At 65.3% G+C, this 26,329-nt stretch carries 21 protein-coding genes and 1 tRNA gene; 13 read left to right on the top strand and 9 right to left on the bottom strand.

Annotation, left to right across the window (positions count from 1 at the left end):
• Positions 1–83: 83 nt before the first annotated feature.
• The 7 genes from ACM61V_RS14955 (at position 84) to ACM61V_RS14985 (ending at position 8,299) form a co-directional block, all read left to right on the top strand.
• Entirely contained in the window at positions 84–2,324 is a 2,241-nt protein-coding gene (locus tag ACM61V_RS14955; protein ID WP_137786447.1) for a TonB-dependent receptor, read from the top strand.
• On the top strand, positions 2,324–3,553 hold the full coding sequence (locus tag ACM61V_RS14960) for a cytochrome P450 (protein ID WP_137786448.1): 1,230 nt from the start codon (positions 2,324–2,326) through the stop codon (positions 3,551–3,553). Before ACM61V_RS14955 ends, ACM61V_RS14960 begins: the two co-directional genes overlap by 1 nt.
• Before the next feature lie 13 nt (positions 3,554–3,566).
• Complete coding sequence (locus ACM61V_RS14965) at positions 3,567–4,433, top strand: helix-turn-helix transcriptional regulator (RefSeq protein ID WP_137786449.1); 867 nt, start codon at positions 3,567–3,569, stop codon at positions 4,431–4,433.
• A 149-nt stretch (positions 4,434–4,582) separates the two neighbouring features.
• Positions 4,583–5,236, top strand: a complete 654-nt coding sequence (locus ACM61V_RS14970; RefSeq protein ID WP_137786450.1) for a hypothetical protein — start codon at positions 4,583–4,585, stop codon at positions 5,234–5,236.
• Between the two features lie 175 nt (positions 5,237–5,411).
• Positions 5,412–5,732, top strand: coding sequence for a DMT family transporter (locus ACM61V_RS14975; protein ID WP_137786451.1), 321 nt, complete (start codon positions 5,412–5,414; stop codon positions 5,730–5,732).
• 282 nt (positions 5,733–6,014) lie between these two features.
• A complete protein-coding gene (locus ACM61V_RS14980) occupies positions 6,015–7,460 on the top strand; it encodes a glycosyltransferase (RefSeq protein ID WP_137786452.1) in 1,446 nt (481 codons plus the stop codon).
• Positions 7,461–7,492: 32 nt separating this feature from the next.
• A complete protein-coding gene (locus tag ACM61V_RS14985) occupies positions 7,493–8,299 on the top strand; it encodes a transporter (protein ID WP_137786453.1) in 807 nt (268 codons plus the stop codon).
• A gap of 148 nt (positions 8,300–8,447) precedes the next feature.
• Here ACM61V_RS14985 and ACM61V_RS14990 read toward each other — a convergent pair.
• A tRNA-Gly gene (locus ACM61V_RS14990) sits at positions 8,448–8,521 on the bottom strand.
• A gap of 69 nt (positions 8,522–8,590) precedes the next feature.
• Here ACM61V_RS14990 and ACM61V_RS14995 point away from each other — a divergent pair.
• Positions 8,591–9,727 (top strand): epoxide hydrolase family protein, encoded by a 1,137-nt coding sequence (locus ACM61V_RS14995; protein WP_137786454.1) that lies wholly within the window; start codon positions 8,591–8,593, stop codon positions 9,725–9,727.
• Positions 9,728–9,783: 56 nt separating this feature from the next.
• A complete protein-coding gene (locus ACM61V_RS15000; protein WP_137786455.1) occupies positions 9,784–11,061 on the top strand; it encodes a methyltransferase family protein in 1,278 nt (425 codons plus the stop codon).
• Here the strand turns inward: ACM61V_RS15000 and ACM61V_RS15005 are convergent.
• From ACM61V_RS15005 to ACM61V_RS15015, 3 genes are all read right to left on the bottom strand, one after another.
• Positions 11,058–12,431, bottom strand: a complete 1,374-nt coding sequence (locus ACM61V_RS15005; protein ID WP_137786456.1) for a glutamate--cysteine ligase — start codon at positions 12,429–12,431, stop codon at positions 11,058–11,060. The genes ACM61V_RS15000 and ACM61V_RS15005 overlap by 4 nt on opposite strands.
• A gap of 56 nt (positions 12,432–12,487) precedes the next feature.
• Positions 12,488–13,225, bottom strand: a complete 738-nt coding sequence (locus ACM61V_RS15010; RefSeq protein WP_137786457.1) for a 16S rRNA (uracil(1498)-N(3))-methyltransferase — start codon at positions 13,223–13,225, stop codon at positions 12,488–12,490.
• A 154-nt stretch (positions 13,226–13,379) separates the two neighbouring features.
• Positions 13,380–13,787, bottom strand: a complete 408-nt coding sequence (locus tag ACM61V_RS15015) for a DUF2147 domain-containing protein (protein WP_171007545.1) — start codon at positions 13,785–13,787, stop codon at positions 13,380–13,382.
• A 109-nt stretch (positions 13,788–13,896) separates the two neighbouring features.
• On the opposite strand from ACM61V_RS15015, the gene ubiA reads away from it, so the two are divergent.
• Positions 13,897–14,811 carry a 4-hydroxybenzoate octaprenyltransferase gene (ubiA, locus tag ACM61V_RS15020; RefSeq protein ID WP_249341507.1) on the top strand — a complete coding sequence of 305 codons (915 nt, stop codon included), beginning with the start codon at positions 13,897–13,899 and terminating at the stop codon, positions 14,809–14,811.
• Between the two features lie 9 nt (positions 14,812–14,820).
• Here the strand turns inward: ubiA and ACM61V_RS15025 are convergent, their stop codons facing one another.
• Positions 14,821–16,821, bottom strand: a complete 2,001-nt coding sequence (locus ACM61V_RS15025; RefSeq protein ID WP_137786460.1) for a TonB-dependent receptor — start codon at positions 16,819–16,821, stop codon at positions 14,821–14,823.
• 131 nt (positions 16,822–16,952) lie between these two features.
• Here ACM61V_RS15025 and ACM61V_RS15030 point away from each other — a divergent pair, with 131 nt between their 5' ends.
• Positions 16,953–17,876 carry a pirin family protein gene (locus ACM61V_RS15030; protein ID WP_249341508.1) on the top strand — a complete coding sequence of 308 codons (924 nt, stop codon included), beginning with the start codon at positions 16,953–16,955 and terminating at the stop codon, positions 17,874–17,876.
• Between the two features lie 431 nt (positions 17,877–18,307).
• Here ACM61V_RS15030 and ACM61V_RS15035 read toward each other — a convergent pair whose 3' ends face one another.
• From ACM61V_RS15035 to ACM61V_RS15050, 4 genes are all read right to left on the bottom strand, one after another.
• Positions 18,308–18,574, bottom strand: coding sequence for a hypothetical protein (locus tag ACM61V_RS15035; protein WP_419714095.1), 267 nt, complete (start codon positions 18,572–18,574; stop codon positions 18,308–18,310).
• A 70-nt stretch (positions 18,575–18,644) separates the two neighbouring features.
• Positions 18,645–20,078, bottom strand: a complete 1,434-nt coding sequence (locus tag ACM61V_RS15040; protein WP_137786463.1) for an efflux transporter outer membrane subunit — start codon at positions 20,076–20,078, stop codon at positions 18,645–18,647.
• Positions 20,075–23,242, bottom strand: a complete 3,168-nt coding sequence (locus ACM61V_RS15045; RefSeq protein WP_137786464.1) for an efflux RND transporter permease subunit — start codon at positions 23,240–23,242, stop codon at positions 20,075–20,077. Before ACM61V_RS15045 ends, ACM61V_RS15040 begins: the two co-directional genes overlap by 4 nt.
• A 6-nt stretch (positions 23,243–23,248) precedes the next feature.
• Positions 23,249–24,412, bottom strand: a complete 1,164-nt coding sequence (locus ACM61V_RS15050; protein WP_137786465.1) for an efflux RND transporter periplasmic adaptor subunit — start codon at positions 24,410–24,412, stop codon at positions 23,249–23,251.
• A gap of 95 nt (positions 24,413–24,507) precedes the next feature.
• Between ACM61V_RS15050 and ACM61V_RS15055 the strand changes: the two genes are divergently transcribed.
• Both ACM61V_RS15055 and ACM61V_RS15060 read left to right on the top strand, forming a co-directional pair.
• Positions 24,508–25,179, top strand: a complete 672-nt coding sequence (locus ACM61V_RS15055) for a TetR/AcrR family transcriptional regulator (RefSeq protein ID WP_137786466.1) — start codon at positions 24,508–24,510, stop codon at positions 25,177–25,179.
• Between the two features lie 115 nt (positions 25,180–25,294).
• Positions 25,295–26,290 (top strand): threonine aldolase family protein, encoded by a 996-nt coding sequence (locus tag ACM61V_RS15060; RefSeq protein ID WP_137786467.1) that lies wholly within the window; start codon positions 25,295–25,297, stop codon positions 26,288–26,290.
• Positions 26,291–26,329: the final 39 nt, after the last annotated feature.

Raw genomic sequence — 26,329 nt, forward strand, 5'->3', positions numbered from 1 at the left:
GGCAAAGCCATCGATGCCAGCCGCGTGTACCACTTCCGTGACGGCAGGAGGCGAAAACAGCCTCGCCAGCGAGAGGAGGAACCATGAGGGCCCATACCAAGAGGCTGCTGCTTGCCACGGCGATGATCGCCCCGTCGGCCGGATACGCCCAGACCAATCCCGCCCCCGCGACGGATCAATCCACAGCGGCGCAGGATGCGAGCACCGACATCGTCGTCACGGCGCTGCGCCGCGAGCAATCGATCATGACGGTGCCGCTCGCGATATCGGCGGTTTCGGGCGACGCGCTGACGACCAAGGGCGTCACCAACTCGGCGGACCTCGCCAGTGCGGTCCCCAATCTTCAGGTCAGCAGCCCCTATGGCAACACACAGCCGAATTTCTCGCTGCGCGGGATTTCGGTCGCGAACGAATATAATTCCAATCAGGCGTCACCGATCGGGGTCTATATCGACGACGTCTATATCGCGAACCGGACCGCCCACGGCATGGGCCTGTTCGATCTCGATCGCGTCGAGGTGCTGCGCGGGCCGCAGGGCACATTGTTTGGCCGGAACACCACCGGCGGAGCGATCAACTTCATCACCAAGGGGCCGTCGCTTTCCGGCAATCAGGGCTATGCCGAGGCGGGTTACGGCAATTTCAACACCTGGACCGCGCAGGCCGCGATCGAAACCACCATGGTCGACGACCAGCTGGGCCTGCGGCTGGCGGGAAATTTCGCGCATGGCGACGGGCAGATTAAGAACGTCTATCCCGGTGGCCTCGATCCGAACTCGCGCGATACGTTGCAGGGACGCGCGACGTTGCGGCTGCGCCCCGGGAACGGCCCGCTGGACATCAAGATAAAGATCTATGGCGGCCGCGATCGCGGCACCCAGGCCGCGGTCCAGGGCTTGTTGCCCTATCGCAGCGGGCTGGATTTCTTCCAGGTCAACGAGAACCGGATCGGCCGCAACCGCACCGACGCCTATGGCATCTCCGCGAACATCGCCTACACGCTGTCCGACACGCTCACATTCACCTCGATCACGTCGCGCGACGGTGGCAGCCAGAACCTGCAACAGGCGGCGGACGGCTCCCCGCTCGACGTGCTCGATATCAACTGGCGCTCGAAATACGACCAGTTCAGCGAGGAGGCGCGGTTCAACTACGCCAGCGGCGGCCTGACGCTGGTGGGCGGCGGCTTTTACGGCTGGGACAAGGTGGTCACCGACAACACGTTCAACATCGGCTCGGCGCTCGGGCCGGGGGTGAACGGCGGCTTCTTCCAGCACTATCGACAGGAGCGGCGATCCTATGCGCTGTTCACGCAGGGCGATTACAAGCTGACGCCACAACTCACGCTGACGCTCGGCGCACGCTACACCTGGGATCGGGCGCGATATGACGACGGCTATGCCTATCTGTTCGCCGGGAATGTCGGCGGCCCATTCCTGCCGCTCGCCACGACGGTGCCGTGCGCCGGCGTCGCCGGCACCTGCGCCTATGACCCGACCGCACGATACGCCATTCCGGGGCGCAACAACGCGCTGACCGGCCGCGTTTCGCTCAGCTATCAGGCGGGCCGCACCTTGTTCTACGCCAGTTACAATCGCGGCTATCGTTCCGGCGCATTCAACGGCGGCGGATATACCTCGTCCGCCGGCATCACCTTTATCAAGCCGGAGCGGATCAACGCCTATGAGATCGGCCTGAAGGGCCGTTATTTCGGCGCGCTCACGCTGTCTGCGGCCGGTTTCTATTACGACTATCAGAACCAGCAGGTGCAGGACACGCGCGCCGGGCCGGTATCCTTCCTCGTCAACGCGCCGAAATCGGAGGTTTATGGCGGCGAGGTTGAGGCGGTGCTCAAGGTCTCGCCGGCGCTGAACCTGAACGCGGCGCTGGGTTATCTCCACGCCAAATACAAGCAACTGACGCTTCAGGGCACCGTTCTCGACGGGAACGACCTGCCCTTCGCGCCGCGCTGGACAGCGCAGGGCGGCTTCGACCTGACCCTGCTGAACGACGGCAACAGCCGCCTGACGCTATCGCCAAACGTCGCTTATTTCTCGCGCCAGTATTTCAGCCCGTTCAACGCGGTAAACGCCGTCGGCTCGGCACAGGTGAACAGCGAGCTGCAACAGCCGGGCTATGCGAAAGTCAACGCGACCGTCGCCTGGACGCTCGACAGGTTCACCATCAAGGCCTTCGCCAACAACATCTTCAACGCCCGCACCTATGCCTATGGCCTCGATCTGCGCGGCGCCGGCTTCCCGTACAATTTCCTCGTCCCCGCGGCGCCGCGGACCTACGGCGCTTCGGTACGGGTGAATTTCTGATGAGCCTGCGGGATATTCCCGATCTGAAGGACCCCGCGCTTTACGAGCGCGGGGTGCCGTGGGAGGCATTCGCGAGGCTTCGCCGCGATGCGCCGGTACATTGGAACCCCGAGGCGGACGGGCCGGGCTTCTGGGCGCTGACGCGGCAGGCCGATATCGTCCAGGTATCGCGCCAGCCCCAGCTGTTCTCATCCGCGCACGAGAACGGTGGCCACCGGATTTTCAACGAGAACGAGGTGGGGCTGACCGGCGCGGGAGAAAGCGCGATCGGCATCCCGTTCATCTCGCGCGATCCGCCGATCCACACCCGCTATCGCAAGTTCGTGATGCCGGCGCTTTCGCCGGTTCGCATGGAGGGGTTGGAGGCGCGTATCCGCGCGCGGGTCGAGAAGCTGGTCGATGCGATACCGCTCGGCGAGAAGGTCGATCTGGTGCCGGTGCTGGCGGCGCCGCTGCCGCTGCTGACGCTGGCGGAATTGCTCGGCATACCGGCCGACCTGTGGATCAAGCTCTACGACTGGACGAATGCCTTCGTCGGCGAGGACGATCCCGATTTCCGCCAGAGCCCCGCGGCGATGGCGCAGACGCTTGGCGAGTTCTTCGAATTCGCGCGCGGCCTGTTCGATGCCCGCCGCGCCGCGCCCTCACAGGACATCGCCTCGCTGCTCGTCAACGCCGAGATCGACGGAGCGCCGGTGCCGTTCGCGGATTTCGTGGGCAATCTGATCCTCGTGCTGGTCGGCGGCAACGAGACGACGCGCAATTCCCTGTCGCATACGGTCCGGGCGTTCGCCGAGCATCCCGATCAATGGCAACGGGTCCGTGCCGAGCGCGATGTGCTGCGCAAGGGCACGGCAGAAATGGTCAGGCACGCCAGCCCCGTGATGCACATGCGCCGGACCGCGACCGCCGACACCGAAATCGCCGGCCAGCCGATCGCAAGGGGCGACAAAATAGTCCTGTGGTATATCGCGGCGAACCGCGACGAGGCCGTCTACGATCATCCCGATGCGTTCGATATCGCGCGTGGCGGGATCGCGCATGTCGGCTTCGGCAGCGGCCAGCATGTCTGCGTGGGATCGCGGCTGGCGGAGATGCAGTTGCGGGTGGCGTTCGACATTCTCGCCGAGCGTGTTACCTCGTTCGAAGTGACAGCGCCGCCGCGACGGTTCCGGTCGAACTTCATCAACGGCCTGAAGAACCTCGACGTCATCATGCGGCCTGCCTGAGAGGAGACGGCGGATGGGCGAGACCTGGTCGAACGAGGCGATCATCTCCGACGTGCTGGGGCGCGGCGCGGATATCGAGCTTGGCGCCGCCGACAATGGCTGGCGGCTATCGCGCTGGCGGCAGTTCGTCGGCAGCTATGAGTTGCCGGCGCTGCCCGATCCCACGTTCGTCGTCCATATCGCCGGCAAGCCCAGGGTACACACCTGGGAACGCGACGGCTGGAGCGAAACCTCTTCGATCCCGGGCTGCGCGACGATCGTGCCGGCGGGCCGCCCGACCGGATGGCTGGTGGATGGCGAGCTTGACGTGGTGACGCTCAGCATCTCGTCACGCGATCTGGATGCCGTGCCGATGCGCGATCAGTTTCAGCGGCTACGGTTCGCGTTCGCCGATCCACTCGGCGTGGCGCTTACCCGCCAGGTGCTGTCGGAACTCTATGCGCCGCAGACACCGGAGCGAAAGGTATATGTCTCCACGCTGGTGGATGCGCTGAAGGCTCATATGCTGCACGGCCCCGTGGCGGCCACCGGCGCGAGCTTTCCGACCTCCGACTTCTCCGCCTACCGCATCCACCACATCATGAACGCCGTGCTGGAGCAACCCGAGGCGGAGCACTCCCTGGAGGCGATGTCCGCCGAGGCGGGGCTGACGCCCTCGCACTTCTGCCGGATATTCAAGCGCGCCGTGGGCATCAGCCCGCACCAATATGTCATGAAGGCACGGCTCGATCGTGCGCAGGAACTGCTTACGGCCAGTGGCATGTCCGTCGCGCAGATCGCGGAGGCGCTCGGCTTTACCAGCCAGAGCCATTTCACGCGCGCTTTCCGCGCCTATTCCGGCCAGACACCCACGGCGTGGCGATCCGCGACGATGCAGTAACCACGCCAGCGAACAGCGGAAGCCACGCTTTTTCAAACGCGCGCAGATACTTAGCCCGACCCGCGCTCCACGACCCGGGACATGCCCGGAACAACGCCGAGATCGCGTTCGTTCTGCGCCTCGATCCGGGGGATGTCGAGGAGTAGAACATGCGTCAATTCATGACGATCAATGCCGCCGCGCTGACGGCGCTCGCAATGATTTCAAGCGCGCCCGCCGCCGCCGAGGGCAAAGGTGATCGAGCCAAGATGGCGATCGCCGAGGCCCAGGGGAAGATCGATGCGCTCAACGCGATGGGCGCGAGCGGAGAAGTGCCACGGATGACGGCGGACGCCGCAGCGGCATTGCGCTCGGCCCAGGATGAACTGAGCGCGGGCCACAAGCAGGAAGCGATCGAGGCCGCGCACCGCGCCTCGCACACAGCCGACACGGCGATGGGCGTCGCACAGAAGGCGCGCGACCAGGCGGCCGCCGCGCGCCAGGCAGACACGGCCATCGCTGCGCAAGGCCAGATCGCGGCGGCACAGGATCAGGCCGCGGTAGCGCAGCAGCAGGCCGAAGTGGCGAATGCGCGCGCGGCCGGCGCAGAGCAGGCCGCCGCTTCCGCGGCCGCGGACGCCGCAGCGGCCCGCGCTGCTGCGACCGCGCCGCAACCCACGACGACGGTAACCACCGAAACCTCGCGCACGACCGCGGCGGCGCCGGCGAAGAAGCGTATCGTCCATCGCACCGTTCACCGCAGCACCGCCGCGCGACCGACGACGGTGACCGAAAAAACGACCACGACGGTCAGCCCGCAATAGCTCCATCGTTCAGGCCGGCGGCGTCCACCGCCGGCCTCTCCCGCGCTTTATCGACCCGCCCGCAGCGTCTGGACATAGACACGATCGCCGCCTATCGGCACTGCCCGGCGCGCGCCTCTTTCGGGTTTCCGGCTATCGCGCCTTCCCATTCGAGCCCGTAGATATGGAGCTTTCCATGGCGTGGCTTATCCTGGGCGTCGCGGTGATTACGGAAATCGTGTGGGCGTTAAGCCTGAAGTGGGCGGCCACGCAGGGAACATTGCTCGCCTCTGCCGTTCCGGTGACGCTTAGCTTCGTCAACATGGGCCTTCTCGCCCTCGCGATGCGCGGGTTGCCGGCGGGTACCGCCTATGCGGTTTGGACGGGGCTGGGCGCGGTAGGAGTCGTCATTTTCGGTGCGCTGCTGTTCGGCGAGAAGATCAATCCGGCGCAAATCTGCTTCATCGGGCTGACCATCGTCGGCGTGGTTGGAACCAAGCTGTTCGCGTCGGCATAAAGGCGGACGGCAGCGGGACGGACTGATAAACAGGCGCCCTGCCCGCGATCGTCGTAATTTGTCACACATCGAGCACGCACTGGCCCGTCAGCCGGCACAACAGCGGCTTCGCCGTGCGCGAATTGCAGGCTCAGGGTCGATGCCGCCAACCGGGCGCGAACTATCGAGGTCGCCGGCGCTGCTCGCGGTATCTGTGATCCGCAATGTTAACGGGTGACGATTGCGGTTTTGCGGGGGCCGACCTTAAACAGATCGACACGCTCGTCGCGTAGAACGCCGTCGATGGCGCTGGAACGGCCTTTACGCATCGGGCTGACAACCCTTTTCCTTCTGCTTGCCGCTTATGGCATCGCAAGCGCGCCTGCATTGGCCATGCAGCGGGGCACGGGAATCGAAGGGTGTGCGCTGTTTGGCGCGTGGATCGCGCTCGCGCTGTGGATCATCTCCACGATCTGGCGCCGGCCGCACCGATGGGAATGGCTGGTGTTCGCCGCATGCGCCCTGGCATTGCGCACCGGCAGTGCTCTGCTCGCGGATGGCCGCGTCTCGCCCGGTGATTCGCACTGGTATCTGGTAATCGCCCGCAATCTGCTGAGCGGCGATGGGCTCACCATGTTCGAGCCGTTCATGGGAAGCGAGACGCGCGCGTTGTTTCCTCCGGCCTATCCGCTGTTGCTCGCCGGTTGGGGCGCGGTGGCGGGGTTCTCCACCCTCTCGCTGACAACACTTTCGACGGTGATCGACCTGGCCGCGGCGGGCGCCATCCTGTTGCTCGCCAGCGCGCTTGGGGCGCGACCGGCCGGGAACGTCGCTGCCTGCCTCTATCTGATCTGGCCCGCGCAGATGCTCGATGCGCCGCTCGCGCAGAAGGAGAGCCTGGCGACGTTGCTTGCGCTGTTGCTGGCCTATGGCTGGACAACGGCCGATGCAGGGAAGCGACGTCGCGCCATCTTCATCGGCGCGACGACAGCATTGCTGGCGCTGACCCAGCCCGGCGAAACATTGCTGGGAGGACTGTTCGCGCTCGCCCAGCTGCCTCGCCTCGGGATGCGGCGACTGTTCGCGGTCGGGCTGCCGGCGCTGGGCGTCGCCATGCTCGTGATGCTCCCTTGGTGGATACGCAATTATCTCTGGTTCCACGCCTTCGTTCCGCTGACCAGCGGGAGCGGATACAGCTTGTGGATCGGCAACAATCCCGCCGCAACCGGCAATTGGGAAGAACCGCCGCGCGCGCTGTATGGCCAGCCTGAGCTTGCCTATAGCCGGGCGGCCGGCGCCATCGCCACGACGTGGATCGAAAGCCATCCGTTCGATTTCGTCCATGTCACGATCGCGAAGTTCCTGCGCGCCTGCGCGATTTCGGAGGCCGGCATCGTTCGGCTGGCCGCGATGCGCCCGCCGATCGGCCCACGGATAAGCGCGTTGCTGTTTCCGTCATCCTATGGCGCGCACCTGCTGCTGCTCAGCGCGAGTGCCGCTGCGCTGTGGGTGCGGCGCGATCCGGCCATGCGCGGGCTGATGCTGATGGTCGCTGCCTGCGTGGCGCAATTGCTGTTGTTCGGCGTCTGGTTCGAATTCGGTGAGCGCCACCGTGCCTTCCTGACGCCGTTTCTCCTGCTGGCCATCGCCCACTGGCTGACCAGCATCGGCGCACGCCGATCACGATCTCGCGCCGTGCCCGTGCTCTCGCGCAACATTGGGTTGGACGCGTCGGGCACGGGCGAGTAGGCCTGCAGCTAACGCAATTTCGGGGAGCGTCTATGTCGAGTGGCCTCAGCTACGCTCTGGGTGTGCTGATCCTGTTCGTGGCGACGCCCGCTTTCGCCCAGGATGACCCCCGGTTCTGCCCCACCAGACCAAGTATCGGTGGTTCGAGCTGCACGACAGAACCAGGCCGTGTGCACGTCGAACTTTCCGCCCTGGACTGGCAGCGCGACGATCAGGCCGACCAGCGCGAGGATCGCATCGTCACCGCGGATCTGCTTACCCGGGTCGGAATCGGGAAAGACACCGAGATACAGCTGGGATGGACGGCCTATGGCCAGGACCGAACCCGTGACAAAGCCACCGGCGCGATCGACACGGTGACAGGCACCGGGGACGTGACCTTTGCCGTCCGCCAGCATCTGGCCGGTGAAAAAGGCAAGGTCTTTTCGGCGGGCGTGCAGCTATTCGTTACAGCACCTACAGGGCGTTATCCGGTCGGCGCGGGCACCTGGTCCTCCGGCATCATCGTGCCCGTCCAATATGATCTGACCGACAAGGTCGCCATCGCGGTGACTGGCGAAGCCGATGCCGCCGCGAACCAATCCGGCGTGGGCCACCATCTGGCGTACAGCGAGATCACCGGGTTGCGCTACAAATTCAGCGACAGCGTGAGCGCCACTGCCGAACTATCGCTGGAGCGCGATAATGACCCCGGCCAGCACAATACGATTGCTCTGGCGGCATTGTCGGCCGCCTGGCGGCCAACCAAGATCGTGCAACTCGATATCCTTGCGGTTGCCGGCCTCAACCAGGCAGCCCCCTCGCTACGCCTCGTCACCGGGGGCGCGATCCTTTTTTAGCGTCCAGCCTCGTCATGTGCCCGGCAATTCACAGCAGCTCAGCGTGTGACGGCAAGGATCTGAAGCCTGATTGTCTTGGCCCAGGAGCGACCGGTGACACCATAATTCACCCTGCCGAATCGCCGTGGTTTGTGGCGACATCGGGAAATGGAGCGGGTAACGGGAATCGAACCCGTGTATTCAGCTTGGAAGGCTGCTGCACTACCATTGTGCTATACCCGCATACCGGGCGTCCGCCTGCCACAGCAATGCGGCGCCGGTCAACCGGGCGCGCGATATAAGGAGCGGATAATGAGCGAGGCGGTCATCCCATTTCATCTGAACGTCGCCGAGAGCGAACTGGACGCGCTGCGCGCCCGCCTCGCCGGCACGCGCTGGCCGGAGCGGGAGACGGTGGATGACTGGTCACAGGGCGTTCCGCTCGATCGCGCGCAGGCGCTCGCTGCGCATTGGCGCGAGCATTATGACTGGCGCGCATGTGAAGCCCGGCTCAATGCGCTGGGACAATATCGCACCAGCATCGACGGCACCGGCATCCATTTTCTTCATGTCCGTTCGCCGGAGCCAGGCGCCCTGCCGCTCGTGATGACGCACGGCTGGCCAGGATCCGTGATCGAATTCCTCAAGGTGATCGGGCCGCTCACCGATCCGGCGGCGCATGGCGGCGACCCGCGCGATGCGTTTCATGTCGTGGCGCCATCGCTGCCAGGATATGGCTTTTCGGACCGTCCGGCCGATCGCTGGCCGGTCGAGCGAATCGCGGCGGCGTGGATCACGCTGATGAAGCGGCTCGGCTACGATCGTTTCGTGGCGCAGGGCGGCGATTGGGGATCGGCAGTGTCCTCCGCGATCGGCGCGAGCGGCGACCCCGCGGTGGCTGGCATTCATGTGAACATGGTCGTTGCCCCGCCCGCTCGCGAGGATATCGCCGCCGCGACGCCGGAAGAGCAACGCGCGCTTGCGGCGATGCAGCGCTATATGACCGACGGCAACGGCTACGCCCGCCAGCAGGCTACACGCCCGCAGACGCTCGGCTACGGCCTTACCGATTCTCCGGTCGGTCAGGCGATGTGGATCTACGAGAAGTTCCGCGAGTGGAGCGATTGCGACGGCGATCCGCTCAACGTGCTGACGATCGATGAAATCCTCGACAATTTGATGCTTTACTGGCTGCCCGGCACCGCCGCCTCATCAGCACGGCTTTATTGGGAGAGCTTCGATCGCTTCTCCGCCAGCCGCGTCGAGGTGCCGGTGGCGTGCAGCGTGTTCCCCAAGGAAATCTTCAGCGCGTCCCGCCGCTGGGCCGAGCGGCGCTATCCCCATATCGTCCATTGGGGCGAGCCAGAATGTGGCGGCCATTTCGCCGCGTTCGAACGGCCGGCGCTGTTCATCGAAGAGGTTCGCGCGGGCTTCCGGCCGATGCGCTGATCGCGCCCGCGCACCCTTCACGCGATCCTTACCATTCCCGCGCTAGACGCGGGACGATGCTGCACGATCCCGCGCTTTCCACCACCGGCCGCACCGATCCGCGTCCAGGCTCGGCAGTGTCCCATGGGGTCGGGTTCGCCGGGCTTGGCGGGCTGATCGCATGGATCGCGCTGTCGCGGCATTTCGGCATGGATGGGCCTTATGCCGCGCTGGTGAATGTCGCCGCCTGCGCCGTGCCGATGATCCTGTGGTCGTTGCTGGTCGACAAGGTGCATCGCCATCCCTCCACCGGCATCGACTGGTCCTGCCGCACACCGCTGCGCGACACGCTGGACGTTTCGCTCGTCAAGCTGGCCGGGCTGTGGGTGACATGGGCGGCGATCGCGCTGATCTACGCGACCGGGCGCTTCTACTGGGATGGCAATTTCCAGTTCTCGATGTGGTGCTTCGAGCGCGCCGCGCCGGTGCTGTTCGCGTTATCCATCCCCTATGTGTTGTGGCTGGACCGGTATCTGATCGAGCCGCGCGACGGGGCGTGGTCACTCGGCGCCTGGCTGCTCGGGCAGGGCGCGCCCGACCGCGAGGCGATCTACAATCATTTGCGCTCCTGGGCGGTGAAGGGCTTCTTCCTCGCCTTCATGCTGGCGATCGTGCCGCCGGGATTCGGCGAATTCATTCGCGCGGACGATTCGGCCGTGCTCCACGATCCGGTGGCGCTGGCGAACTGGCTCATCACCTTCATGTTCGTGGTCGACGTGGCCTTCGCGACGGTCGGCTATCTGCTCACGATGCGGCCGCTCGACGCGCATATCCGAACGGCGAACCCATATGCGGCGGCGTGGATGGCGGCGCTGATGTGCTATCCGCCGTTCATTCTGATGGATGCCGGCGGCCCGCTCGATTACCATCCGGGCACCGCTGAATGGACATACTGGCTGGCGGGCCACCCGCTGTTGCTGATCCTCATCGGCACGGTGCTGGTGCTGCTCACCGCGATCTACGCCTGGGCGACCATGGCGTTCGGGATGCGCTTTTCGAACCTGACCCACCGCGGCATCCTGACTCACGGGCCATATGCCTGGTCGCGGCACCCGGCCTATCTCTCCAAGAACCTGTTCTGGTGGCTGTCGACGATCCCGGTGCTGTCAACCGGCAGCCTGGTGGACGCAACGCGCGCGACATTGCTGCTCGGCGTGGTCAGCGGCGTCTATTACTGGCGTGCCAAGACCGAAGAGCGACACCTTTCCGCCGACCCCGCCTATCGCGACTATAGCGAATGGATGGCGCGCAACGGACCCGTCCCGCGCCTGTTCGCCTGGATAGCAGGTCGTTAGAAACTAGCCTCGCCGTACACGCGGGACACATCCCCATTCCACGCGCCGTGATAGCGCTCCAGCAGCACTTCCGCCGGCACCTTCCCGCTGCGGACGATCTCGCGCAGCGGATCAAGGAAGCCGGTTTCATTGTCGCCCGAGCGATTCAGCCGTGCCCGCGCCGCGAGACCGGCATTGGCGATCTCCAGCACCTCGCCCGCGATATCCTGCAGCGTTCCGCCGCCGTGGATCGGCGCGGCGAGGCCAAGTCTTGGCGCAGCATTGCGAAGTGTCTCGCGGTCGTCCATCGACCAGTGCTTCACCAGATCCCACGCGGCATCTAGCGCACCCTGATCGTAAAGCAGCCCGACCCAGAATGCCGGCAGCGCGCAGATCCGGTTCCATGGACCGCCATCCGCGCCGCGCATTTCCAGAAACGTCTTAAGCCGCACCTCGGGAAAGGCCGTGGAGAGATGATCGTTCCAATCCTCCAGCGTCGGCAGTTCGCCGGGAAGAACCGATAGCTCGCCTTTCAGGAAATCGCGAAAGGAAAGCCCCGCCGCATCGATATAACGACCCTCGCGATAGACGAAGTACATCGGCACATCGAGCATGTACTCGGCATAACGCTCGTAGCCGAAGCCATCCTCGAACACGAACGGCAGCATCCCCGTCCGCGCGGGATCGGTATCGGACCAGATATGGCTGCGATAGGAAAGATAGCCGTTAGGTTTCCCCTCCATGAACGGCGAGTTCGCGAACAGCGCGGTCGCGAGCGGCTGGAGAGCGAGGCCGACGCGGAACTTCTGCACCATGTCGGCTTCGCTGGCGTAATCGAGATTTACCTGGATCGTGCAGGTGCGCAGCATCATGTCCAGCCCCATCGAGCCGACGCGCGGCATATGGCGGAGCATGATGCCATAGCGCCCCTTCGGCATGATCGGCAGGTTTTCGCGCGTCTTGTCCGGCCACATGCCGAGCCCGAGGAAGCCGATCCCCAGCTTCTCCCCGGCCGCCTTCACCTGTTCCAGATGACGGCCGGTCTCCGCGCACGTTTCGTGCAGGTTATCGAGCGGCGCGCCGGACAATTCGAACTGCCCCGCCGGCTCCAGGCTGACGCTGCCATCCGCGCCGGTCAGCGCGATCAGGTTTCCGCCCTCTTCCACCGGCTGCCAGCCATATTGTTCAAGTTCGGTCAGCAGCGCGCGGATGCCGTGCGGCTCCCCCCATGACGGCGCGTGATGATCGGCGACCGAATAGACGAATTTCTCGTGCTCGGTGCCGATGCGCCAGCGCTCCTTCGGCTTTTCGCCATGGGCAAAACTGGCGATGAGCTGATCGCGCGACTCGATTGCTGGCGAGTTGCTGTCTGAAACCGTCTTGGTCGTCATGCGCGCGCCTTACGCGGGGATGAACGGCTCCGCTAGTGGGCGCGGAACGCTTCGATTCATCCCCAGTCCCCGGCGCTTCCCATCCATATCGACACCGCCGCCGCCGCCGCCGTATCGGCGCGCAGGATCCGCGGGCCGAGCGAGATCGCCACTGCGCCCGGAGTCGCGCGAATCGCAGCGCGCTCGTCGTCGTCGAAGCCTCCTTCGGGGCCGATCAGGATCGCTGCGGGACCGGGCTTCATCACCTCACGCGCTGGCGCCCCACCCTGTTCATCGGCGAAATAGAGCGCGCGGTCCGCCGGCCAGTCGCGGAGAAGCGCGGCGAGCTTCAACGGCTCGGCGACCTCGGGCAATGCGGTGCGGCCGCACTGCTCCGCCGCCTCGATCATGTGCGCGCGCAACCGCTCCGTATTGGGCTTGTCCACCACGGTGCGCCGCGTGACTACCGGCACGAACCGCGCGACGCCAAGCTCGCACGCCTTTTCCGCCATCCAGTCCACCCGCCCCTTCTTGAGCGGCGCAGCGAGAAGCCACAGGTCGGGGACCGCCTCGCGCACGGCGAGGCGCTCTCGCACGTCGAGCATGAGATCGCGTCGGCTCACGCTTTCCACCACGGCGAGCCATTCGCCGGTCGCATCATCGAACAGCCTGACCGGATCGCCTGCCTTCAGCCGCATCACCGAGCCGAGATAATGCGCCGACGGCCCATCGATCCGCCGCGCGCCGGGAGCGAGCGTATCGGGCACGTAAAGGCGCGGCGTGGAGCGCGGCGGCCAGGCGGGGGTGGCGATCATTGCTTGCGGCCTCGGGTCAGTCGTCGCGCAAGCATCAACAGAAGGTAGGCCACAAACGCAATGCCGATCGCCGTCAGCGTAATCACCCCGGCCACGCGCAATATCGCGTAGAACAAAGCCTCGACGAACCGAGCGACCGCGACCGACAAATGGATCAGCGGACGCGCTTCCAGCTTTGCGTCTTGCAGCCGAAGCCGGCGAACAGGCAGCCCTTGCCCACGATCGTGTCTCGATCAACCAGTTCGAGCGTGCCGTCGAACGTCTTGTCGATATCGGGCACGTACACCTGGCCATACCACAGGCCATCTTCCTCCCGACGGAAATCGTGGAACAGTTCGGTGCCGATCAGCCGATCGGTGCCGCCTTGCGCGGCATCGGCCTTCGCCTTCTCGCTTGCGGCGACAACCCTGCCGCAAAGCCCGGGGCCGCACGGCGCGATGCGGATGCGCACACTGTCCGAATCGTTGCGCCAGATGCCGGCCAGCGCCGGCCCGCGCTGCGCCGCCGCTGGCGTGAAAGCCGAAATCAGCGCGGCCATCGCCGCGATCCGCAAGAAAGACATACGCTTACTCCTTGTACCGTGCCCACAATCTAGCGTCACGATACTTGAGACGACAAACCCTGATGACAGGCTGTGGCGGAAGCATGACGCCGACGATAATAAGCATGATGTGACAGACATTCCCGATATCGTCCCCGACAGCCAGCATCGCGGCATCGTTGCCGCACTGCCGCCGCGACTGCGGAATTTCGCGCTGCTCGCGCGATTCGACCGGCCGATTGGCTGGTGGCTGCTCTTCTGGCCCGGCGCATGGGCAATCGCGCTGGCGGGCGGCGCGATCGAGCGCTGGCCGCTGATCCTGTGGCTGCTGGCGGGCAGCATCGCGATGCGCGGCGCCGGATGCGTCTATAACGATATCGTCGATCGCGAGCTGGACGCCAGCGTAGCGCGCACCCGGTCCCGCCCGCTCGCGAGCGGCGCGGTGTCGCTGCGGGCGGCATGGGCATGGCTCGGGCTGCTCAGCCTGATCGGGCTGGTCGTGTTGCTGCAACTGCGCGTTGATACCGCGATCATCGCCGTTGCCAGCCTCGCGCTGGTGGCCGCCTATCCGTTCATGAAGAAGATCACCTGGTGGCCTCAGGCATGGCTTGGGCTGGTGTTCTCCTGGGCGGCGCTGGTCGGCTGGAACGAGACATGGGGGTGGCTCGCATTGCCAGGCTTGCTGCTTTACGCCGGATCAATCTGCTGGGTCATCGGCTATGACACGATCTATGCGCTGCAGGATCGGGAGGATGATGCGATCGTCGGCATCCGATCGTCCGCGCGCGCAATGGGTGCGGCGGTCGTGCCGGGCGTCGGCGGCTTCTATGGCGCGGCGCTGTTCTTGTGGGGCGGCGCGTTCTGGATGGTTCGCCCCGATCCGCTGGTGTTTGCCGCGCTGGCGCCGATCGCGATCCACCTTTGCTGGCAGGTCGCGACGCTCCGGCCCGACGACAATGACGGCGCGCTCACCCGTTTCCGCGCCAACCGCTTCGCCGGGCTGCTCATGTTCCTGGCCTGCATCGTCGTCGGAACGCGGCTATAGCGCCGCGCGTCACCCGCCGAAGCGCACACCGATCCACAGCGTTCGCGGCGTGCCCAGATCGATCGATCCGGCCTGATTGCGGGTCTCGACCTTCGCGTCGGACAGATTTTCGGCCCGCGCGATCAGCGCGACGCCGCGCCTGATCGGAAAGCGCGCGACGGCATCGAACGTCGTGGCGGCGGGCAGCACGTTGGTTTGCAGATCGTCCTCATATTGCGCGCCGACATAGCGCGCCGTCAGCGACAGCATCGGGCCGGCCTTTGGCGACCAGCCGATCGTCGCGCTGGCGGAATGGCGCGGGCTCTGCGCCGGAGCCAGCCCGTCAAATGCCTTCCCCGGCGCGCGCACCTTGCTGTCGCTCAGCGCATAGGAACCGGACAGCATCACCGCGCCCGTGTGCCATGTCAGCGTCGCCTCCACCCCCTTCGCCTCGATCGCGTTCACGTTGCCGCGACGGCGCAGCGTCGGGCTGATCGTGATATTCGCGATCGCATCGCCCAGACGATTGTAGAAGCCGGTTACGCCAAGATCGAGGCCGCGCATCGGATGCAGATCGATCCCCGCCTCGATCCCGCGCAACCGCTCCGGCGAGAGCGCAGCGTTCGCCTGCGTCAGAATCGGGAAAACCGTGAACGGCCGATATAGCTCGTTGAGAGTCGGCAGGCGGAAGCCGGTATAGGCCGCGGCGCGCAGGTCCGCCCAGGCGGCCGCGTGGAACACCGCACCGCCGCGCCCGGTCACCTCGGTGCCGTTGCGATCGGGGAAGCTGTTATCGACAGCGAGCGCTCCGGCGCCGTTGCGCTCGCGGAAGAAGCCGTTGGCGATCGTCCAATGGTCCGCGCGAACGCCGCCGGTGACGACGAGCTTCCCGATCGTCCAGTCGTCCTCGACGAACAGCCCCGCGACACTGATATTGCCCCCGGCGTTGCGCCGCGCTGTGACGATCCCCGCCCCGCTGTACGCATCCTCGAACATCTGCCCATCGGCGAAGCGAAGATCGCCTCCGAGCCGCAGAACGTGATCGTCGCCGATGGGCGGCCGCACTTCGATCTTGCCGCCGATGCCGGTGGAGGGCGTGTTGCGCTGGTCGAGCGTCAGCTTGAACGTCGTCGCGCTGATGACCCTGTTGGTGAAGTTTCGCGCCTGAAGATAGGCCAGCGCATCCACCTGCCAGTCGCCACGCGCGATGAAGCGGATGCTGGCGTCCTCACCCTCGGAACTCGAGTCGGCCCCCTTGAAGCGCAAGGTGCGGTTGTCGCCGAATAACAGGCCCCGAAACTGCAATTCCGATACCGCGCCAACCGGCACGACGGCACGGACGCCGGTCGACCAGTCACGATAGCGCGCGGGCACGGTTGCCGCGACGCGCTGGTTTTCAGGTGTCGTCTGGAAGCCATCGCCCCGCTCGAACCTAGCGGACAGGGTGGCGAACCCGCCGCCGAGACCGGGCGAGATATTGGCCGACACGCTTTCCGAGTTGCGGCTTCCGTAAAAAGCGTCGCCTGACGCAACAGGCAGATCGGCGCGGCCTGCGCTCGCCAGCTCGATCGTTCCCGCGACCGCGCCCGATCCAAAGGCCCCCGCCCCTCCTCCGCGGGTCACGCGGATGCCGGCCAGTCTATCGGGCGTCACCGCGTTGAACGGGATATACCCGAAAAAAGGGTCAGCGATCGGCACTCCATCCAGCAACACCAACGTTCGGCTCGATGCGTTACCGCCGAGCGCGCGCAATGTGACGCCCTGCGCGGATGGATTGGCGGAGCGACTGTCCGACCGGCGAAACTGCTGGAACCCCGCGACGTCTAGGAGAACATCCTCGACGCGGCCGGAGGCGTCGTTGGTCAGACGATCGCGATCGATCACGACCGAACCATAAGCTGGCGTGCCGGGCGGTACGACCAGCCCGGAGCCGAGAACGACGACCTCATCCGGGTCCGCCGCCTTTTGCGCGACCGCAGGGCTTGCGACAAGCGACGCAGTCAGAACGGCGGCGGCAAGGTATCTGGACATCGACCAATTCTCTTTACGGCATGTGCGCGCGTTACCGGGCTTTGCGGTCGCTATGCACATCTTCCGCAAACAGCGCTAGGATGAGAGGACGAACGGCGCTGTTCCCATGGCGCTGGACGAGGGAGAATATTGTGACGATCGAACGCATCATCGACAGGCGGACCCATGATCTGGGTGGCGGCTTCGTCGTCGGCAGAGTGCTGCCCTTCCACGCGCAGCGCATGGTGGGTCCGTTCATCTTCTTCGATCACATGGGCCCGCTCGAACTCGCACCGGGAATCCCGCGCGAACTGGACGTGCGGCCCCATCCGCATATCGGGCTGGCAACCGTCACCTATCTCTATGCCGGCCAGATCACACATCGCGACAGCCTTGGCTACGAACAGGAGATCAAGCCCGGCGAGGTGAACTGGATGGTCGCGGGCAGCGGCGTCACGCATAGCGAGCGGCTTGAGTATGCACGGAGGCACGGCGCGAACATGCACGGTATTCAGGCATGGGTCGCGCTGCCGACGGCGGACGAGGAAACTACCCCTTCGTTCGATCATCACGACGGCGCGGCACTGCCCGAGTGGGAGGAGAACGGCATAAAGGGCCGGCTGATCGCCGGCAGCGCCGATGGCCTGAAGGCGGGGGTACGGGTGCACTCGCCGATGTTCTATCAGCATTGGGAGATGGACGCGGGCGCGCGGCGCGCCGTCACCACCGCTTATCCCGAGCGCGCGGTCTATTGTGCGAGCGGAGAGATCGAGATTGGCGGCACGGTGCTCGTCACCGGGCAGATGGCGGTGCTGAACGGACGCGATGCGATCGACGTTCGCGCGCGGCAACCCTCAGCCGTCATGGTACTGGGCGGTGAGCCGGTCGGCGAGCGATTCCTGTTGTGGAATTTCGTCTCCTCTTCGAAAGAACGGTTGGCGCAAGCGGCGGAGGACTGGCGACAGCAGCGGATGAAGCTGCCCGTGGGCGACGATCGCGAGTTCACTCCGATGCCGGAGGCGCCCACCGGGCCGACACCGGATATCCCGCCGGTCGATCCGACCGACGCGCAGTAGAAATCGATGCCCGACATCGAAGTCGGCAGAGCGTATGGCGGCAGGCACCGGCACCACGTGGCGCGCGTGGCGGAGATCAATGCCGAGGCGGAACTTCGGGTCATGCGTGGCGGCCGGGCCTGATAAGCGCCGATAATGCCGGCGCGCCCGACGCGCCGCGCGTCTCCGGCGCTGCGGCCGCACTGGTGAACAAGCTGACTGCCGTTTCCCGCTTGTCGTCGCTTCGGCTCGTCCCGTCATGCCCCTAGGTGCGGCCTCGCTACGGGAAGCCTCCCGACTGTCATGAGGCGATGACCGTCACGCCCGGGGGGCAAAAGCTCAGGTCAGGTGCAACGCCAAATAAACGCGGGCAACACACGGCATCTCACAGCGCAAGACTGACCTCCATCCAAAGTGTCGCCGCGCGTCGATCGCGCTTCTACTCCGGGCGATCAGATGCGGCGGTGTTTGCCGCCGTAGCGATGCCCGATATATTGACCGAGGCGCTCCATCTCGTTGGCAGCGGCCACCGCGCCCTCGACACAGCACGGCAGCGGATCGCGGTCGTGATCGGCGACGCGGGCCTGCACCTTCTCGCACAATTCCTCGATATCGGCGCGCGACAGCAGGTTTTTCTCGCGCAGCAGGCACAACAGGCTCTGCAATATCACCAGGCTCTTGTCGCCGGGATCACCCGCGCCAAACTCGATTCGGCTCATCTGCATCTCTCCGTATTTTTCGAAGAGGATATGCCTGTTGCGCGAAAAGGCAAGCGATCGACTTAATCTTTCAATCGAGGCCCCCGCCGAACGCACGATACAGCTCGACCAGATTGCTGGCGCGGGCCAGCCGCGTCGTTTGCAATTGCTGGCGCGCGGCATAAGCGGTGCGCTCCGCATCAAGCGCGGTGAGGAACGAATCGATCCCGGCACGATAGCGCGCATCGGAAAGACGGGCAGCGACCTGTGCCGCCTCCACCCGCGCGGTTTGCGCCGCTATCTGCTCGCCGATCGTGCCACGCGTCGCCAGCGCGTCGGCCACTTCTCTGAATGCCGTCTGGATCGATTTCTCATAAGTGGCGACCGCCGCCTGCTGCGATGCCCTGGCATAAGCGAGATTGCCCGCGTTGCGACCGGCGTCGAACAACGGCAGCGTTGCGCTCGGCGCGCCAGTATAGGTGAAGCTGCCCCCGGCGAATAAGCCTGAAAGCGCTGTGGAAATCGTGCCGATCGTTGCGGTCAGCGAGATCCGGGGGAAGAACGCCGCTCGCGCCGCACCGATATTGGCGTTCTCGGCGATCAGCTGGTGCTCCGCCTGCAATACGTCCGGCCGGCGCAACAACACCTGTGAAGACAGATCACCCGGCAAGGCGTCGAGCGTGACCTGCCCCTGGTTCAGCCCCGCCGGAAGCTGATCGGCAGGAACGGCGGTGCCAGCAAGCAGGTTCAGCGCGTTGCGATCCTGCGCGATCCGCGTCTGCAACGTCGCAATGTCGTTACGCGCGCTCTGATAGTTCGTCTCCGCCTGCCGCGCTTCCAGTTCGGAGGCGACGCCGATGCGAAACTGCGCACGGGTGAGATCCAGCGTCTGTGCGAACGCCTTCAGCGTATCCTGCGCCAGCGCGAGCTGATCCTGATCCGATGCCAGCGTCAGCCACGCGGTCGCGATTTCTGCGATAAGGCTGATGCGGGTGGAGCGCTGCGCCTCCTCGCTTGCGAAATAACGCTCCTGCGCGGCGCGACTGAGATTGCGCACCCGGCCGAACAGGTCCAGCTCGAACGAGGAAAAGCCGGCGCTGACCGAATATATCTCCAGATTGCTCGACGTCGCGCCACCGCCGCCCGCCGCCGCGCCGCCGCCGAGGCTGGCGATATTATTGGTATAGGTCCCGCTACCGCTGATCGAGGTGGAGGGGACGAGATCGGCCCGCTGCACGCGATATTGCGCGCGCGCCTGCAACACATTGGCGGCGGCGACGCGCAGATCGCGGTTGTTGGCGAGCCCCGTCTCGATCACCTGCCGCAGCCGCGCATCGGTGAAGAAATCGCGCCAGCCGATCCGGGTGATCTCCGGCGCATCGCTCGCCGCCGCCGGATAGGGCCAGCCGCGCGGCAATTCGGCCGGCACCGCGCCGACGGGCCGCACATATTTCGGTGCGAGGTTGCACGCCGACAGCGCGGTGGCGGCGGTGAGCAATGCGAGGGTACGGAAACGGCGGGTCACGCGGAAACTCCCTGCGGCGCGGCGCCGCCTTCAGGCTCGGCATCACGGGGGGTGTCATGGTCGCGATGACCAAACATCCGCAGCACGACGACGAAGAACATCGGCACGAAGAAGATCGCTAGCGCCGTGGCGGAGAGCATCCCGCCAACGACCGCGCGGCCGATAGCGTTCTGCCCGCCCGCGCCGGCGCCGGTCGAAACCGCAAGCGGCAACACGCCGAACACGAACGCGAGACTGGTCATCAGAATCGGCCGCAGACGCAGCTTGGCTGCCTCGATCGCGGCGTCGAACGGGCGCATCCCCTCCACGATCCGCTCCTCGGCGAATTCGACGATCAGGATGGCGTTCTTCGCCGAAACGCCGATCGTGGTGATGAGGCCGACCTGAAGGTAGATGTCGTTGTTCAACCCGGTCAGCGTCGCCGCCAGCAGCGCGCCCAGAATGCCCAGCGGCACCACCAGCAGCACCGAGATCGGCACCGACCAGCTTTCATAAAGCGCGGCAAGGCACAGGAACACGATCACGAGCGACAGCGCATAGAGCGCGGGCGCCTGGCCGCTCGACAACCTTTCCTCATAGGAAAGACCGGTCCATTCGATCGCGGTTCCCGGCGGCAGCTTGGCGTGCATCTCCTCGATCGCCTGCATCGCGGTGCCGGTGCTGATGCCGGAACCCGCGCCGCCCTGAATCTGCGTCGCCGACTGGCCGTTGTAACGCGTGAGCTGGACTGGGCCTTTCGCCCATTCGAGCGTGGAGAAAGCGGTGAACGGCACCATCTGGCCATTGGACCCGCGGACGTAGAAGCTGCCGACGTCCTCCGGCCGCAACCGGAACGGCTCGTCCGCCTGCACGAACACGCGCTTCACGCGGCCACGATCGATGAAGTCATTGATATAGGAGCCGCCCCACGCGGTGGAGATCGTCGAGTTGACCGAGGCGATATCAAGGCCGAGCGCGCGGGCCTTATCCTGATCGACATTGATATTGAGCTGCGGCGCATCCTCGAGACTGACCGGTCGCACCTGCGCGACGCGCTTGTCCTGCGATGCCATGCCCAGCAGCATGTTGCGGGCCTGGGTCAGCTTCTCATGCCCGATATTGCCGGTATCGACGAGCTGCATGTCGAAGCCGGTCGCATTGCCGAGCTCGGAAACCGCCGGCGGCACCAGCGCGAAGATCATGCCGTCCTTATATTGCGAGAATGCCCCCATCGCGCGCCCGGCGATCGCCTGCGCCTTGTTTTTCGCGCCGGAACGATCGTCCCACGGCTTCAGGTTGACGAAGGCGAGACCCGCATTCTGCCCCTGCCCCGCGAAGCTGAACCCGTTGATCGTGAACACTGCTTCCACGCCCGGCTCGCTCAGGAAATGGCTGCGCACCAGCTCCAGCCCCTTTTCGGTGCGCGCGGTCGTCGCGCCGGACGGCCCCTGCACCAGCGCGATCACGGTGCCCTGGTCCTCGTCCGGCAGGAAGGCGCTCGGCAGACGCCAGAACAACAATCCCATCACCAGCACGATCACGACATAGATGGCGATCGAGCGCTTCCAGTTGCGCGCAGTGCTGCGCACGCCCTTCTCATATTTGCGCTGGCCGCGATCGAACGCATCGTTGAACCAGCGGAAAAAGCGCGCAAGCGGCCCGTTGCCTTCATGCTTGGAGGGGTCGTGCGGCTTGAGCAGGGTCGCGCAGAGCGCTGGCGTCAGGATCAGCGCGACCAGCACCGACAGCACCATCGCGGAGACGATCGTGATCGAGAACTGGCGATAGATCACCCCGGTCGAACCACCGAAGAACGCCATCGGCAGGAAAACCGCCGACAGCACCATGCCGATGCCGATCAGCGCGCCGCTGATCTCGTCCATCGATTTGCGCGCCGCGTCGCGTGGCTTGAGCCCCTCGGTCACGATCAGGCGCTCGACATTCTCGACAACCACGATCGCGTCATCGACGAGCAGGCCGATCGCCAGCACCATGCCGAACAATGTCAGCGTGTTGATCGTGAAACCCGCGACCGCCATTACCGCGAAGGTGCCCAGCAGCACCACCGGCACTGCGATCGTCGGCACCAGCGTGGCGCGCCAGTTCTGCAGGAACAGGAACATGACGAGGAAGACGAGCACCACCGCCTCAAACAGCGTGTGGACAACCTGCTTCACCGAAAGGCGCACGAACGGCGTGGTGTCGTAAGGATAGACAACCTGCACGTCGGCCGGCAGGCCCTTCGAGATTTCCGTGACCCGCGCCTTGACTGCCTCGACCGTCGCCAGCGCATTGGCGCCGGACGCGAGCTTCACCCCGAAGCCGGAGGCCGGCTTGCCATTATAGCGCGTATCGAAACCATAGTTTTCCGCACCCAGCTCGATCCGCGCCACATCAGACAATCGGACGACCGAGCCGTCAGCGCCGTTCTTCAGCCGGATCGCGCCGAACTGCTCGGGCGTCTGGAGGCGCGACTGTACCGATACGGTGGCGTTGAGCATCTGCTCCTTTGGCGCCGGCTGCGCCCCGATCTGCCCCGCGGAGACCTGCGCGTTCTGCGCCTGGATCGCGTTTGTCACGTCCGCGATGGTGAGCTGATAGGAATTGAGCTTCAGCGGATCGACCCACACGCGCATCGCATATTGAGCGCCGAACACCTGAATCTCGCCGACGCCGTTCACGCGGCTGACCGGATCCTGCATTCGTGACACGACCATGTCGGCAAGATCGGTCGCGCTGTGCGAGCCGTCTTTCGAGTAAAGCCCCACGATCACCAGGAAGTTGGCGGCGGACTTCTGCACCTGGAGCCCCTGGCGCTGCACTTCCTGCGGCAGCAACGGCGTCGCGGCCTGCAGCTTGTTCTGTACCTGCACCTGGGCGATATCGGGATTGGTGCCCTGCTCGAACGTCAGCGTGATCGTCACCGTGCCGGATGATGCGGACGACGAGGAGAAATAGCGCAGATGATCGATGCCCTTGAGCTGCTGTTCGATCACCTGGGTCGTCGTGCGCTCCAGCGTTTCCGCATCAGCCCCAGGATAGCTTGCGGCGATCGAGACGGTGGGCGGCGCGATCTCAGGGAATTGCGCCACAGGCAGCGACCTGATCGCGAGGCCGCCGGCAAGCATCAGGATGATCGCGATGACCCATGCGAAGATGGGGCGATCGATGAAATAACGGGCCATATGGGCTTACTTCGCCTGTGCCTGCGCGCCCGGCGTCGCCGCCGCCGCATTGTTTTTCGGTGAATAGGGAACCGCTTTCACGGGCATTCCGGGCCGCAGCATCATGCCACCCTCGACGACCACGCGATCGCCTTCGTTGAGGCCGCCGGTAACAAGCCAGGAATCGCCGACCGTCCGGGTCGTCTGGATCACCCGCTGCTCCAGCTTGTCGCCCTTGCCGACGACCATCACGGTCGCATGGCCGCGCTCGTCACGGCTTACGGTGCGCTGCGGCACAAGCAGCCCCTTCGCCTGGGTGCCCTCCACGAGTTGCGCGCGGACGTACATGCCCGGCAGCAACAGCCGGTTGGGATTGGCGAAGCGGATACGGATCGCCTGGCTGCCAGTGGTAGGGTCGACAGAAACGTCGGTGAACTTCAATTCGCCCTCGACCGGATAGGTGGTGCCGTCCTCCAGCTTCAGCCGGACCCGCGCCGCGCCGCCTTCCCGCGATACCTGCCCGGCGAGGATCTGCTGCCGCAGCTTGAGCACGTCGGCGCTCGACTGCTGAACATCCACATAGATCGGATCGAGCCGCTGGATTGTCGTCAAGGCATTCGCCTGCGACGCGGTGACGAGCGCGCCGGTGGTGAAATCGGATCGTCCGATCCGCCCCGCGATCGGCGCGCGAATGATGGTCCGCCCAAGATCGATCCGCGCGGAGCGCAGCGCCGCCTGTTGCGCTGCAACATCGGCGCGGGCCTGAGCCGCCTGCGTCTGCGCATTCTCATAATCCTGGCGGGCGATGGCGTTGATTTTGACCAGCTCGCCATATCGCCGCGCCAGCGCATTGGTGGAGGCGATCGCCGCATTGGCGCGCGCCAGCGCCGCCGCCGCGCTCGCCTCGCTCGCCTTATAGGGCTGCGGATCGATGCGATACAGCGGCTGCCCCTGACGCACCGAATCGCCTTCCTCGAACAGGCGTGCCTGGATCAGGCCGTTGACCTGCGGACGCACTTCCGATGTCTCGAAGGCGACGGTTCGTCCCGGCAGTTCGGTGGTCAACGTCACCGGCTGCGACCGCACCGCGATGACGCTGACCTGCGCCGGGCCCTGCTGCTGCGGCGGCGCGCCTTTCCCGCAGGCGGGTAGAAGGAGCGCGAGCGCGAGCGCGGGTGCGAATTTCTTCATGAACGTCCCTGGATTTTGTGCTAACACGTGAGTGATCGATCGCTCACGGTTTGAGCGGGGTTACGCCGGTCTTTAACTCAAGGCAAGATAGAAAGGTGCAGCAGCGGGTGAATTTTTTGCAGTGCAGCACGAGCGATCGCGCGGGTCGCGCGATGCAGCGGCGTGAGCATCTCCTCGAAATATCGCGTCGCCTGTTTATCGAAAACGGCTTCCACGGCACCGGCGTGGCGCAAATCGCCAGCGCCAGCGGGGTGAAGGTCGGGCAGATCTACCGCGATTTTTCCTCCAAGGAAGATATCATCGCCACGATCGCGTTGCGCGATTTCTCGCTGTTCCTGGACGAAGCGGGGCTCGATGAAGCCATCCTCACCGGCAACCGCATCGCCGTTCGGGAGTGGATCCTGAGCTTTACCAGTTATGACGAGGATATCGACGGCTACCGGCTGATGCCGGAGATCATGGCAGAATCCGCCCGCAACCCCCGCATCGCCAAATTGCAGGAAGAGATGCGCAATCGCGTGCGGGCCGCCCTGATCGCCGCCCTCGCCGCCTATGCGCCGCGCGAACATCCCGAGGCGCTCTCCGATCTGGCCGAGCTCATCGCCACGCTGGGCAGCGGCCTTTGCCAATGGGTCATCATGGCCGAGCGCAGCGGACGCGGACACCGCATATTATGTGCGCAACTGCGCTCCATCATCGAACGTGAGCTGGAGGCGCTGGATCAAGGCCATCGACCGGCTTCTTCATTCAACGTCGCCGATGCTTAGCGCAGGAGCGACATGGGACGACCGCTGATCGCGGGCCGGCGACGCAACGTTAACCAGCCAAGGTGGAGCGACGCAGCGATTTTCACCAAGCCCAGTTCCCGCTACGGGATACAACATGCATTTCTTTTCCGACAATGTGGCGCCGGTCCATCCGGCCGTGTTCGCTGCGATGCAAGCTGCCGATGCGATCGATTCCGGCTATGACGGCGATCGTCTGAGCAAGGCGCTCGACGCGCGCTTTTCCGATCTGTTCGGGCGTGAAGTGGCAGCATTGTGGATGCCGACAGGCACGGTCGCCAATGCGATTGCGCTGGCGACGATCTGCCAGCCCTATGGCGGCGTGATCTGCCATAGCGAGGCGCATATCCAGAACGATGAATGCGGCGCGCCCGAATTTTTCACACATGGCGCAAAACTGCTGCTCGCCAGTGGCGCGGACGCGAAAATGACGCCGGAAACGGCAGCGGCGGTCGCCGACGGAATAGCGAACGACGTCCACCGCGTGCAGCCGCACGCGCTTTCACTGACCAACGCGACCGAGCTTGGCACTGTCTATTCACCGGCGCAGGTGGGCGCGCTCGCTCAACTCGCCCGGGCGCGCGGCTGGCGCGTCCATATGGATGGGGCGCGGCTGGCCAACGCGATCGTTCATCTGGGCTGCACTCCTGCCGACATCGTAACTGGGGTGGATGTGCTGAGCTTCGGTTTCGTCAAGAACGGCGGCCTTTCGGCCGAAGCGCTGATATTCTTCGATCCTTCTCTGGCGGACGATGCGCGGCGACGGCGCAAGCGCGGCGGCCACCTGCTGTCCAAAGGGCGGTATCTCGCGGCACAGCTACACGCGATGCTCGATGGCGACCTGTGGCTCGATAACGCGCGCGCGGCGAATCGGGCAGCGACCGCGCTCGCGCAATCTGCTGGCGCGCGAGTGCTCCACCCGGTCGAGGCAAACGAGCTGTTCCTGCGCGTGACTGCGGCGGAGGCGCAGACGCTGCGTGACCAGGGGTTCGGCTTCTATGACTGGAGCGACGGCGTGATCCGCATCGTCACCCATTGGGCGAGCGAGCCAGCGGAAGTGGAGGCGCTGGCGACAGCGATCGCGGCGCTCTAGCTTGCGGGATGGGCCGCGCCGACGCTAGGGCAACGCGCA

The organism is Sphingomonas sp. TX0543 (genome assembly GCF_048565505.1).
Taxonomy (GTDB): domain Bacteria; phylum Pseudomonadota; class Alphaproteobacteria; order Sphingomonadales; family Sphingomonadaceae; genus Sphingomonas.